9 protein-coding genes are annotated in these 11,360 nt (G+C 63.6%); 7 read left to right on the plus strand and 2 right to left on the minus strand.

All coding sequences use genetic code 11. From position 1 onward, the window contains the following. Positions 1-175: 175 nt before the first annotated feature. The 6 genes from HX881_RS16855 (at position 176) to HX881_RS16880 (ending at position 8,275) form a co-directional block, all read left to right on the plus strand. Positions 176-2,626 carry a TonB-dependent siderophore receptor gene (locus tag HX881_RS16855; RefSeq protein WP_177085565.1) on the plus strand — a complete coding sequence of 817 codons (2,451 nt, stop codon included), beginning with the start codon at positions 176-178 and terminating at the stop codon, positions 2,624-2,626. Then, positions 2,626-3,675: a YncE family protein gene (locus tag HX881_RS16860; protein ID WP_017126456.1), complete on the plus strand. Its 1,050-nt coding sequence runs from the start codon at positions 2,626-2,628 to the stop codon at positions 3,673-3,675. Before HX881_RS16855 ends, HX881_RS16860 begins: the two co-directional genes overlap by 1 nt. A gap of 174 nt (positions 3,676-3,849) precedes the next feature. Beyond that, positions 3,850-5,379, plus strand: coding sequence for a D-alanyl-D-alanine carboxypeptidase/D-alanyl-D-alanine endopeptidase (dacB, locus tag HX881_RS16865; protein WP_042935413.1), 1,530 nt, complete (start codon positions 3,850-3,852; stop codon positions 5,377-5,379). A gap of 172 nt (positions 5,380-5,551) precedes the next feature. Next, positions 5,552-5,731, plus strand: a complete 180-nt coding sequence (locus tag HX881_RS16870; RefSeq protein ID WP_177085567.1) for a DUF6026 family protein — start codon at positions 5,552-5,554, stop codon at positions 5,729-5,731. Positions 5,732-5,932: 201 nt separating this feature from the next. Next, the gene (locus HX881_RS16875) at positions 5,933-7,678 is read left to right on the plus strand and encodes a phosphoethanolamine transferase CptA (protein ID WP_177085569.1); all 1,746 of its coding nucleotides are present in this window, start codon (positions 5,933-5,935) and stop codon (positions 7,676-7,678) included. A 372-nt stretch (positions 7,679-8,050) separates the two neighbouring features. Further along, positions 8,051-8,275 (plus strand): co-regulatory protein PtrA N-terminal domain-containing protein, encoded by a 225-nt coding sequence (locus HX881_RS16880; RefSeq protein WP_177085571.1) that lies wholly within the window; start codon positions 8,051-8,053, stop codon positions 8,273-8,275. A 23-nt stretch (positions 8,276-8,298) separates the two neighbouring features. Here the strand turns inward: HX881_RS16880 and HX881_RS16885 are convergent, their stop codons facing one another. Continuing rightward, on the minus strand, positions 8,299-9,174 hold the full coding sequence (locus HX881_RS16885; protein ID WP_017125693.1) for a helix-turn-helix domain-containing protein: 876 nt from the start codon (positions 9,172-9,174) through the stop codon (positions 8,299-8,301). 139 nt (positions 9,175-9,313) lie between these two features. On the opposite strand from HX881_RS16885, the gene HX881_RS16890 reads away from it, so the two are divergent. Beyond that, positions 9,314-10,246 (plus strand): DMT family transporter, encoded by a 933-nt coding sequence (locus HX881_RS16890; RefSeq protein WP_177085573.1) that lies wholly within the window; start codon positions 9,314-9,316, stop codon positions 10,244-10,246. On the opposite strand, the gene HX881_RS16895 is transcribed toward HX881_RS16890, so the two are convergent. Further along, positions 10,209-11,195 carry a 2-hydroxyacid dehydrogenase gene (locus HX881_RS16895; protein ID WP_177085575.1) on the minus strand — a complete coding sequence of 329 codons (987 nt, stop codon included), beginning with the start codon at positions 11,193-11,195 and terminating at the stop codon, positions 10,209-10,211. The two genes, HX881_RS16890 and HX881_RS16895, sit on opposite strands and share 38 nt — an antisense overlap. Positions 11,196-11,360 lie beyond the last annotated feature (165 nt).

An 11,360-nucleotide genomic window follows, 5' to 3' on the forward strand; every position in this document is an offset into this window, starting at 1 on the left:
CAACGGCGCACGCAGAGCGTCCAGTGAGGCATTCCCACGGGGATCGCGGCACGCTCAGAAGGGGCATGTGAAAAGAATTCAAAAAAGAGGTGAGGTAAACCCCGGCGTCATCCGTGTAGTGGGTGAAAGTGCGATGCATTCGCATTAATGGTTTATCTACACACGGGTCTCCAGCATGAAGTCCAGGGCAAAATCGGTGGCAGGCAGTTCGGTCAAACAGTGGCTCGGCGCATCGGCGCTGGCGGTTTCGGGGCTTGCCCTGTTGCCGTTGAGCGTGGCCCAGGCCGCCGACGCGAGCACGCAACACAGCACCGTCTTCAACTTTTCGATTGCCGCCAAACCCTTGCCCCAGGCCCTGAACGACTTCAGCCGGGTGACCGGCCTGAGCGTGGTCTACACCGATGAAGCCCCCTACGGCCTGCAGGCGCCCGCCGTCAGCGGACAGATGAGTGCCGAGCAGGCCATGCAACGCCTGCTGGGCAACTCCGGCTTCACCTTCCGTCGTACCGACGACCACACCCTGGCCCTGGAGCCGTTGCCGACCCAGGGGGCGCTGAGCCTCGGTGCCACCACCATCAGCGGCAGTCGCCCGGTGGACGGCGGCGGCACCAGCTACCAGCCGCCGCAGGTCACCTCGATCGCCCGTTCCAGCGCCTCGCTGCAGGAAATCCCGCAGACCATCAACGTGGTCCCGGCCCAGGTCGTGCGCGACCAGACCCCACGCAACCTGGATGACGCGCTGAAGAACATCAGCGGCATCACCCAGGCCAACACCCTTGGCAGCACCCAGGACGCGGTGATGATTCGCGGCTTCGGCGACAACCGCAACGGCTCGATCATGCAGGACAGCATGCCGCTGGTGCAGGGCCGCGCGTTGAATGCCACCACCGAGCGGGTCGAAGTGCTCAAGGGTCCGGCCTCGCTGCTCTACGGCATCCAGGACCCGGGCGGGGTGGTCAACCTGGTCAGCAAGAAACCCCAGCTGGAACAGTACAATGCCGTGACGATCCGTGGCTCGAGCTACGGCAACGGCAAGAACGGCAGCGGCGGCAGCCTCGACAGCACCGGCGCCATCGGCGACAGCAACCTGGCCTACCGGATGATCGTCGACCACGAGGACGAGGACTACTGGCGCGACTTCGGCACCCATCGCGAAACCCTGATCGCGCCGTCCCTGGCCTGGTTCGGCGAGAGCACCAAGCTGCTGTTCGCCTATGAACACCGTGAGTTCCTCACGCCGTTCGACCGTGGCACGGCTATCGACCCGAAGACCAACCACCCGCTGGATATTCCCGCCGGTCGTCGACTGGACGAGCCGTTCAACAATATGGAAGGCCGCTCCGACCTCTATCACTTCGAGGCCGATCACGACCTGAACGACAACTGGAAAGCCCACTTCGGCTACAGCTGGAACCGCGAGACCTACGATGCGAGCCAGGTCCGCACCGTTTCGGTCAACCCCAATGGCACCCTGACCCGCAGCATGGACGGTACCCAGGGCGCGTTGACCACCGACCGCTTCACCACCGCCAGCCTCGAAGGCAAGGTCCAGGTCGCCGGCATGCAGCATGACCTGGTGTTCGGCCTGGATGACGAGTACCGCAAGATCTACCGGGCCGATCTGATCCGCCAGGCCCAGCGCGGGCCTTTCAATTACCTCGATCCGGTGTATGGCCGCGAAGTCGAAGGTTCCACCGTCAGCCCCAAGGACAGCGCCCAGACCGACCTGCTGCGTAGCGACGCGGTGTTCCTGCAGGACTCGATCCACCTCAACGACCAGTGGATCCTGGTGGCCGGCGGGCGCTTCGAGACATTCGACGAATATGCCGGCAAGGGCCGGCCGTTCCAGGTCAACACCGACACCAACGGCCAGAAGTTCTCGCCGCGTTATGGCCTGGTGTACCGCTACACCGACGAGCTGTCGTTCTATGGCAGCTACACCGAGTCCTTCAAGCCCAACTCGACCATCGCCCCGCTCGTGACCACCGGCACCCAGCGCCTGGTCCTCGACGGCTCGATCGATCCGGAAGAATCCAAGTCCTGGGAACTGGGCGCCAAGCTGGATATCCCTGGTCGGGTGACCGCCACCGCGGCACTCTTCGATATCCACAAGCGCAATGTCCTGGTGACCGTCGCCGAAGGCCTGACCAACCAGTACAGCGTTGCTGGCGAAGTGCGTTCCCGAGGCCTGGAAATGGATGTCAGCGGTCAGTTGAGCGATCGCTGGAGCCTGATCGGCAGCTATGCCTACACCGATGCCGAGGTGACCAAGGACGCCAACTTCCAGGGCAACGACCTGCAGAACGTGGCGAAGAACAGCGGCTCGCTGTCGGCGGTCTATGACTTCGGCACGATCGTGGGCGGCGACCAGCTGCGGGTTGGCGCCGGTGCCCGCTATGTCGGCGAGCGCGCGGGCGATGCGGCCAACACCTTCGAACTGCCGGGCTACACCGTGGCGGATGCTTTCGCCACCTACGACACCAAGGTCGAAGGGCAGAAGGTCAAGTTCCAGCTCAACGTGAAGAACCTGTTCGACAAGACCTACTACACCTCGGCGGTCAGCCGGGTATTCGTCTCCATGGGCGATTCGCGGCAGGTGTCGCTGTCCAGCACCCTGGAGTTCTGATGAAGCGCCTGATCAGTGTGATTTTCGCCCTGGGCCTGAGCGCCGCGGCCCTGGCCGCGCCTCAGGACGCCCGCCTGTATCACCGCGAGCACCAGGTGACGTTGCCCGGCAGTGGCGACAGTTGGGGCTTTGTCGCGCTGGAGCCGACGCGGCCGTATCTGTTTCTCGCCCGGCGCGAGAACGGCCTGAGTGTCTTCGACGTGGCGCAACAGCGCCTGGTCAAGACCCTCGAGGACTCGGCCGGCGCCAACGGCGTGGTGTTCGTGCCGGGCCTGGACCGGGTGTTCGTGCTCAATACCGATGGCAGCCTCGGCGTGGTCGAGCTGTCCAGCCTCAAGGTGTTGAAACGTATCCCGGTGGCCCGGAGCAATCTCAACAGCGCGGTGTATGAGCCTGTAACCGGCCAGGTGATCATCGTCAGCGGGCGTCGCGCCGATCGCTCGACGCTGTTCGTCTTCGATCCGCAGCAGGAAAGGATCACTGCCGCCCACGAGCTGGACGTGAAGAAGATCGACCCGTTGCTGGTCAAGGGTGATGGCAGTTTCTTCCTGCCGATGCGTGATGAAGGTAAGGTGGCGCGGTTGTCGGCGAGTACGTTCGAGGTGCTCGACAGCTGGCAGTTCGAGGGCTGTGCCAGGCCCAGCGCTCTGGCCGAAGATACCGCCCGCCAGCGCCTGTTCGTGGCATGCCGGGGAGAGCAGCCGCGGCTGGTGGTCGCTGACCTGGAAAGCGGTGCGCTCAAGGCCAGCCTGCCGATCAGCCGGGACGTCAACGCCCTGGCCTACGACAGCGACAGCCGGCGCTTGCTGGTGCCCAGTGGCGTCGATGCCAGCCTGACGCTGGTCGAGCAGGTGGACGCCGATCGTTACCGGCTGACCGGCGCTGTCAGCACCTTGCCGATGGCCTATAACATGGCCTTCGATCCGCGGAGCCGGAAGGTCTACCTGCCCGCCATGGATTTCACCCTGCCGGCCGGCGCCAGGGGCGAGCCCAAGGCCGATCCGATTTTCCACGCCGATACCTTCTCCGTCACCACGCTGGCGCCCTGAGATAAACCCTGTCCCTGGAATCCCGGTCAATCGCGCATGGATTCCCGGGACGGTGTTACCGCATAATTCTCCGCGTTGACTCGATAAGTGCCTTGTCCTTACGTGCCTCCTGAGTGATGGGGCCGCGCCTTCCCGTGCGGCTCTTGTGTGTGTCGGTTGAAATCGAGGCAGAAGATGAATTGGCTACAAGGTTCCATGGGCAAGGGGGTCGCGGCGGCCTTGCTGGTACTGCTGGGGGCCTGCTCCAGCAAGGCGCCGAAAGCGCCGACAGCACCAGAACCGGGAGGGACGGTTATCCTGCAAGCGGCGCAACTGCCCCTGCCGCTGCCCCGCTCGAACTTTTGCGCCAGCCTCGACAGCCGACTGCGCGGCGCGGCCATGCAGGGCGCGACGACCTCGTTGGTGGTGCGCGAGGCGGACGGCGGCAAACTGGTCTGTGAATTCAACGCGCAAACCCGGCTGGTCCCGGCCTCCAGCCTGAAGCTGGTGACCACGGCGGCGGCAATGGAAGTGCTCGGCGCCAACTTCCGCTTTTCCACCACCCTGTTGACCACCGGAACGCAGCAGGGCGGGTTGCTGGTCGGCGATCTCTACCTGCGTGGCACGGGCGATCCGACGATGCGCCAGGAAGACTACCAGGCCCTGGCGGCCGGACTGGCGCGCAAGGGCATTACCCGCGTTCGCGGCCGGCTGATCCTCGATGACACCGCCTTCGACCGTGAGCGGCTCGGGCTCGATTGGGACAGCGCGGATGAGCAGCAGTATTTCTCCGCGCAGATTTCCGCGCTCAGCGTATCGCCCAATGACGACTTCGACGTCGGCTCGATCCTGGTCAACGTGAGTTCCGCGGGCGTGCGTCAACCGCCGCGTGTCAGCTTCACGCCCGATAATCGCTACATGACGCTGGTCAACCGGGCCACCACCGGGCGCGGCGGTCCGCTGGTGGTCAGTCGCGGCCATGGCGGCAATCTGTTGCGCATCGACGGGGCATTGCCCAAGGGTGCCCAGCGCGTCGCCCAGGTCACTGTCTGGGAGCCCACCGGCCTGGTCGCCGACCTGTTCCGCAGCGCCCTGGTCCGCGAAGGCATCGTGGTCGAAGGCGCCAGCGTGCTGGGGATGGCCACGCCGACCATGGCCCGACCGCTGGTGGAGCACCAGTCGCCGGTACTGGCGGACCTGATGGCGCCGCTGCTGAAGTTGTCGAACAACAACATGGCGGAAATCCTGCTCAAGTCCATGGGCCGCAAGACCGCCAATGCCGGCACCGCGGTGGCGGGCGCGGCGGCGGTGAATGGCTTCCTGCTGCGACATGGCATAGCGCCAGCGGGGTTGCTGCAGGTCGACGGTTCCGGTTTGTCGCGGCGCAACCAGGTTTCCGCGCGAACCCTCAGCGAGTTGCTGCTGACGGCGCGCACCCAGCCCTGGTTCCAGGCCTGGTACGCGGCGTTGCCGGTGGCCGGCAATCCCGACCGGATGACCGGCGGTACCCTGCGCAAGCGCCTGCGCGGGACGGCGGCAGCCAACAACCTGCATGCCAAGACCGGCAGCATGCGCAGCGTGTCGTCGCTGGCCGGCTACGTCACCAATCGCGACGGACGGTTACTGGTGTTCGCCATGCTGACCAACAATTATGGGGTGGGGGGCCGGCAGATCAAGGCCGTGGAGGACTCGATCGTCGAGTCCCTGGCCGACAAGACCGACTGAGGGCGGCCGTCGAGGTGCCTTACGCTCGGCGGCGTCTGCGGGACACAACGACAACAAAAAATAAAAAAGTTCCCAAGTGCGGAAAAAGAACCCAAAATTACTGTGAATGAGCCGCACCGCTGCGACCCAGCGTTGCCGGCTCCACCGCAACAGACCCTTCGCGAGGTGAGCAATGGGTACGGTATCCGCAGTACGTCCTCCCCAAACCCTGTATGTCACGATCTGCCGTGATGAACTGCGGCAGTTGAAAGACGAACGCGAAGCCCTGCAACAACAGGTCGCCCAGTTGCGCGAAGCCCTGCGCACGCAGGCCCTGACCGCTCAAGCCCCGGTGCCACAGCTGGGCCAATGACCGACTGACGCCAGTCACCGGCGTGCCTGGTGCTGTGCCTTGCGCGTCACGGCCGGGAGCGAATGCTCCCGACTCACGAACTTTTCACATTGATCTACCGATACTCCAACCGGTTTAGCCGTGCGTAATTCGTGCGGCCGTTTGTCGTGGGCGCTTTTTTTTCGGCGCCACGATTCAGGTAGCGACTGGCTGGAGTGTTCTATGGCGATGTTCAAACGCAGCCCCAAGTCTGCGAAAGGTTTTGATTGGGCCGGATTCGGCTGGCTGTTCCTGTTCTTCTGGTACTTCTCGGGTATTACCCAACTGCTGATCCAGCTGACCGGCACTTCCGGCTTCACCGGGTTCCGCCAGGCCTTCTTCATGAGCGCCATCTGGCTGGCGCCGATGCTGCTGTTCCCAAGGAAGACCCGTCTGCTCAGCGCCGTGATCGGCCTGGTGCTGTGGGCATGCTCCATGGCGAGCCTGGGCTATTTCTTCATCTACCAGCAGGAATTCTCGCAAAGCGTCATCTTCATCATGTTCGAATCGAACATCGCTGAAGCCGGCGAGTACATGACCCAGTACTTTGCCTGGTGGATCGTGCTGGCGTTCATCGCCCACACCGCCTTGGCGATTTTCCTGTGGACCCGCCTGCGTCCGGTCCACCTGCCACGCGGCCAGGCCCTGGTCGCGGCGACGGCGATCCTGGTGGCGGTGATCGGCTATCCGCTGTTCACCCAGATCAACCGCAGCGCGACCCTGGCCGATGGCCTGGAACGCTTCGAAACCCGCATCGAGCCGGCAGTGCCCTGGCAGATGCTGGTGGCCTACCGTCGCTATCGCGAACAGCTGGACAATATGCAGGGCATGCTCGACAACGTCAGCAAGATCCCGCCGCTGCATAACCTCAAGGACAGCCAGGCCGGCCTGCCGGCTACCCTGGTGCTGGTCATCGGCGAGTCGACCAACCGCCAGCGCATGAGCCTCTACGGCTACCCGCGGGAAACCACGCCGAACCTGGACAAGCTCAAGGAACAGCTGGCGATCTTCGACAATGTCGTCACGCCCCGGCCCTACACCATCGAAGCCCTGCAGCAGGTCCTGACGTTCGCCGACGAGGAAAACCCGGACCTGTACCTGAAGACGCCCTCGCTGGTCAGCGTGATGAAACAGGCCGGCTACAAGACCTGGTGGATTACCAACCAGCAGACCATGACCAAGCGCAACACCATGCTCACGACCTTTTCCGAGCAGGCCGACGAGCAGGTGTACCTCAACAACAACCGCAACCAGAACGCCCGCCAGTATGACGGCGACGTGCTGGAGCCGTTCAACAAGGCCCTGGCGGACAGCGCGCCGCGCAAGCTGATCGTGATCCACCTGCTGGGCACGCACATGAGCTACCAGTACCGTTACCCGCCGACCTTCGAGAAATTCGCCGACCGCACCGGTGTCCCGCCAGGCCTGACCGATGACCAGGTTCCGACCTACAACAGCTACGATAATGCCGTGCTGTACAACGACTTCGTGGTATCGAGCCTGATCCAGGACTACGCCAAGACCGACCCCAACGGCTTCCTGCTGTACCTGTCGGACCATGGCGAAGATGTCTTCGACTCCGCCGGGCATGCCACCCTGGGGCGTAACGAAGCCAAGCCGACCGCGCCGATGTACACCATTCCGTTTATCGCCTGGGCGTCGCCGAAATGGCGCGAAACCCATGACTGGAACTTCGCTTCGGACCTGAACCGGCCCTACAGCAGTTCCAACCTGATCCACACCTGGACCGACTTGGCCGGCCTGACGTTCGACGAGCAGGACCTGAGCAAGAGCGTGGTCAACGATCAGTTCAAGGTTCGTCCCTTGCTGATCGGCGACCCCTATGCCCGTGCGCAGAAGGCCCTGATCGATTTCAGCCTGATCAAGCCCAAGGCCGTCTCACCCCCTGCCGACGTCGCCAAGAAGTAATCCCGTGGCCTGTTCTCATGTCCGACATGAGAGCAGGCCCTGCAACTAACAAGTTGAAAATGCTTCGGGTGTGAAAGTTGTCGTTATTGTTAACGCAGCGTTATGTGTTGATAAAAATAGTTTAATTTAAAGTTTCTGGTTGTTTCTGCTGCAATATCCTCCCTTCCTTCAATGCAGGCCTGCCTGCAGATCGCCTGTCCCTGGCTCTACGGCGCCTAAGGCCGGTGGTCGTCCGGCATTCAATTCTGAAAATAATGTAATCAGTCATTCATGTAGCCGTTAACGGCGACTTAATATAATTGTCCGACAGTACTTCTGAATTATCAGGCCGCCCAGACGGCACTCCCTTTTATTTGCTTGGAGATCAAACTCATGAAACTGTCTACGTTGTTTATTGCCGGGTTATTGTCCGTCAGTTCTTTTGCCGCGTTGGCCGAGGGTGGTTCCGATCGCGTGATCGAGCGCTGGCAGAACTTCCAGCTCAGCCAGCAGGCCAATCGCGAACAGGCCGAGCAGAAGACCCTGACGGCCCAGGCGCAGAAAGTCGACGCTTCGTCGAGCGAGTCGAAAGACGTCAAGCAGCAACCTGATACCTGAGTTGTCGCGGCTCAGCCGCCATGTCAGCGGGTAAACGCCTGCCGGTAATCGCCAGGCGTTGCACCGAGGACCTGGCGGAAGCGGTTGCTGAAATGGCTGGCGCTGGCAAAACCGCAGGCCAGGGCGATGTCGCCCAGGGGCTGGTGGGTCGCGCGCAGCAGTTCGCGGGCCCGGCTCAGTCGTCGCGCCAGGAGATACTGGTGCGGCGGCAGGCCGAAGCTGCTGCGGAACATCCGCGCAAAGTGATATTCCGACAGGCTGCACAGGCCTGCCAGTTGGCCGAGGCTCAACGGCTGGTCCAGCCGGCTGTCGATATAGTCCGTCAACAGGCGCCGCTGGTGTGCCGCCAGGCCACCCTTGAGCCGCAGGCCCTGGCGCAGGCCAACCTGGTTGAGCAGCGTATGGCTGAGCATTTCATGGGCCAGGCTGCTGCCCAGCAGGCGCTCGCCGGGCTCGTCCCAGTTCAGTTGCAGCAACTGGTGAAAGCGCCGGACCTGCCGCGCATCCTCGAGAAATGTCGCCTCCTGCAAGTGCACCGTCCGCGGTTCGCGATCCAGCAGCGTGACGCACTCCAGGGCGAACTGTTCCTGGCTGATATAGACATGGGCCAGTCGCAGGCTGCCATTGATCACCCAGCCGGACTGATGCTCGGCGGGCAGGATGCAGAGCCTGTCCGGACCGCCCTTGTTGTCGGGACGGTCACGGCGAAAGGTCCCGGTGCCGCCGGCGATGTAGCAGGACAGGGTGTGATGGCTCGGCGCCTCGTAGTCCTGGGCGTCGTGATGGTTGCTCCACAGGGCCGCCGACATGCCATCACCGAACTCGGCGCTGTGCTCCAGGCGGGAGTTGGGCGAGCGGTTGAGGGCTTGAAAGACTTGCAGGGTATCGAGTGCGGCCATGATCGGTTCTCCAACGTCTCGCATCCTACTCCGTCGGCGTCCGGCTGCCAGCCCACGGGCCGACAAAAGCGCAAGTTTCTGCAAGCGCGGGGCGGGGCAGGGGGCGACACTGGAGGCCGTCCCTGGGAGTACGCACCTGATGAACCTGTTTCTGTACCTGCTGACCGTGTTGATCTGGGGCACCACCTGGATCGCCCTGAAACTGCAACTGGGCGTGGTGGCGATCCCGGTGTCCATCGTCTATCGCTTCGGCCTGGCGGCACTGGTGCTGTTCGTCCTGCTGCTGCTCAGCCGGCGCCTGCAGCCGATGAACCGCCGTGGCCACCTGATCTGCCTGGCCCAGGGCCTGTGCCTGTTTTGCCTGAACTTCATGTGCTTCCTCACGGCCAGCCAGTGGATTCCCAGTGGCCTGGTGGCTGTGGTGTTTTCCACGGCGACCCTGTGGAACGCCCTGAACGCCCGGGTGTTCTTCAGGCAGAAGATTGCCCGCAATGTGCTGATGGGTGGTGGCCTCGGCCTGCTCGGCCTTGGCCTTCTGTTCTGGCCGGAGCTGTCCGGGCACACCGCCGGGCCGCACACGGTGCTCGGCCTGGGGCTGGCCTTGTTGGGCACGCTGTTCTTCTCTGCCGGCAACCTGCTGTCGAGCCTGCAACAGAAGGCCGGATTGAAACCCTTGACCACCAACGCCTGGGGCATGCTCTACGGCGCGACGATGCTGGCCGGTTACTGCCTGGTCCAGGGCATTCCCTTCGAGATGGAGTGGAACACGCGGTATATCGGTTCGCTGTTGTACCTGGTGATTCCGGGGTCGGTGATCGGTTTCACCGCCTACCTGACCCTGGTCGGGCGCATGGGGCCGGAACGCGCGGCTTATTGCACGGTGCTGTTTCCGCTGGTGGCGTTGAATGTCTCGGCCTATGCCGAGGGCTACCACTGGAGCGCGCCGGCCCTGTGCGGCCTGGTGGCGGTGATGCTCGGCAACGTGCTGGTATTCCGCAAGCCGGGCACACCGTTGCGGCCGGCGCCAGCGGCGGTCAGCCGGATGCCCGGCTGTTCCAGACCTGGGGGTTGACCAGGTCGCGGGGGCGCTCGCCGAGCAGGGCGCTGCGCAGGTTGGCCAGGGCCCGGTTTGCCATGGCCTCGCGGGTCTCGTGGGTGGCCGAACCGATATGCGGCAGGGTCACCGCGTTCTTCAACTGGAACAGCGGCGACTCGGCCAGCGGCTCCTTTTCGTAGACATCCAGTCCGGCGCCGCGGATCGTGCCGTTCTGCAGCGCCTGGATCAACGCCGGTTCGTCCACCACCGGACCCCGGGAGATGTTCACCAGGATCGCTCCCGGCTTCATCAGGCCCAGTTCGCGCTGGCTGATCAAGTGGCGGGTCTTGTCGCTCAAGGGCACCACCAGTACCACGAAATCGGCTTCGGCCAGCAGCGCATCGAGGCTGCGGAACTGCGCGCCGAGCTGCTGTTCCAGCTCCGGCTTGCGGCTGTTGCCGCTGTACAGGATCGGCATGTCGAAGCCGAGGCGGCCACGGCGGGCCACGGCCGCGCCGATATTGCCCAGGCCGACGATGCCCAGGGTCTTGCCGTGGACATCGGTGCCGAACAGCTCCGGCCCGACCGTGGCTTTCCAGTGGCCGGCCTTGGTCCAGGCATCCAGTTCGGCGGCACGGCGGGCGCTGCTCATGATCAGGGTGAAGGCCACGTCGGCGGTGCTTTCGGTCAGCACGTCGGGAGTATTGGTGAGCATGATTCCGCGCTCGCTGAGGTAGCTCACGTCGTAGTTGTCGTAGCCGACCGAAACACTGGAGACCACTTCGAGCTTGCCGGCATGTTCCAGCTGGGCACGCCCCAGTTTGCGGCCGACGCCGATCAGCCCGTGGGCGTGGGGCAGGGCTTCGTCGAACTGGGCATTGAGATCACCGAGCTTGGGATCCGGGACAATCACCTCGAAATCCTGGCGCAGGCGCTCGACCATGGCAGGGGTGACGCGGCTGAAGGCGAGTACGGTTTTTTTCATCGCAAAGCTCATCGAACGGCGGGAATGCCAAGCACGCTATCATTTTTCGCCGGAGTTGTGCGGTGGATTCTGCTTTCGCCATCGCCAGCAAGCCGGCTCCCACAGGTCGGCGTTTCGACACAGGTCACCGTCATACGCAAAACCCTTGTGGAAGCTGGCTTGCCA

This window comes from Pseudomonas gingeri (assembly GCF_013386115.1).
GTDB lineage: Bacteria > Pseudomonadota > Gammaproteobacteria > Pseudomonadales > Pseudomonadaceae > Aquipseudomonas > Aquipseudomonas gingeri.

Coding starts and splice junctions, on each gene's coding strand:
- dacB (WP_042935413.1), top strand. CDS start 3,850: ATGAATTGGCTACAAGGTTCCATGGGCAAGGGGGTCGCGGCGGCCTTG.
- HX881_RS16870 (WP_177085567.1), top strand. CDS start 5,552: ATGGGTACGGTATCCGCAGTACGTCCTCCCCAAACCCTGTATGTCACG.
- HX881_RS16875 (WP_177085569.1), top strand. CDS start 5,933: ATGGCGATGTTCAAACGCAGCCCCAAGTCTGCGAAAGGTTTTGATTGG.
- HX881_RS16895 (WP_177085575.1), bottom strand. CDS start 11,195: ATGAAAAAAACCGTACTCGCCTTCAGCCGCGTCACCCCTGCCATGGTC.
- HX881_RS16885 (WP_017125693.1), bottom strand. CDS start 9,174: ATGGCCGCACTCGATACCCTGCAAGTCTTTCAAGCCCTCAACCGCTCG.
- HX881_RS16860 (WP_017126456.1), top strand. CDS start 2,626: ATGAAGCGCCTGATCAGTGTGATTTTCGCCCTGGGCCTGAGCGCCGCG.
- HX881_RS16880 (WP_177085571.1), top strand. CDS start 8,051: ATGAAACTGTCTACGTTGTTTATTGCCGGGTTATTGTCCGTCAGTTCT.
- HX881_RS16855 (WP_177085565.1), top strand. CDS start 176: ATGAAGTCCAGGGCAAAATCGGTGGCAGGCAGTTCGGTCAAACAGTGG.
- HX881_RS16890 (WP_177085573.1), top strand. CDS start 9,314: ATGAACCTGTTTCTGTACCTGCTGACCGTGTTGATCTGGGGCACCACC.